We start from the raw sequence: 612 nt of genomic DNA on the forward strand, positions 1-612 counted from the left end.
CCAGAGCTCCAACGGCGACATCGCCTGGAGCGGCGGCACGCTGGCTGCGGGCGTGGCCTCGGCGCTGGTGGCCGGCTTCTCGGTCGACCAGGACAGCTGGGACTACAGCGCCAGCCAGAACCTGGACTTCCTGCGCGCCGGTGAAACCATCACCTTCTCGTACAACGTGGTGGCCACCGACGACTCGGGGGCGGGCAACGCCGCCTCGGCGGCCACGACGGTGACGATCACCATCACCGGCAGCAACGACCAGCCGACGCTGACGATCGGCGACACGGCCGGCGCGATGAACGAAGGCAACGGAGCGGCCCTGCTCACCGACAGCGGCGCGCTGAGCTTCGCCGATGTGGACGCCAACGATGTGGTCACGGTCAGCCAGAGCTCCAACGGCGACATCGCCTGGAGCGGCGGCACGCTGGCTGCGGGCGTGGCCTCGGCGCTGGTGGCCGGCTTCTCGGTCGACCAGGACAGCTGGGACTACAGCGCCAGCCAGAACCTGGACTTCCTGCGCGCCGGTGAAACCATCACCTTCTCGTACAACGTGGTGGCCACCGACGACTCGGGGGCGGGCAACGCCGCCTCGGCGGCCACGACGGTGACGATCACCATCAC

Annotated in this window: 1 protein-coding gene; it reads left to right on the top strand. The window is 69.4% G+C overall.

Annotated features, from left to right (window positions below; all coding sequences use genetic code 11):
* A partial coding sequence (locus tag AC1DUR_RS25800; protein WP_477722390.1) for a VCBS domain-containing protein occupies positions 1–612 on the top strand: 612 nt, incomplete at both ends.

It is taken from the genome of Polaromonas sp. P4_F4, assembly GCF_056401355.1.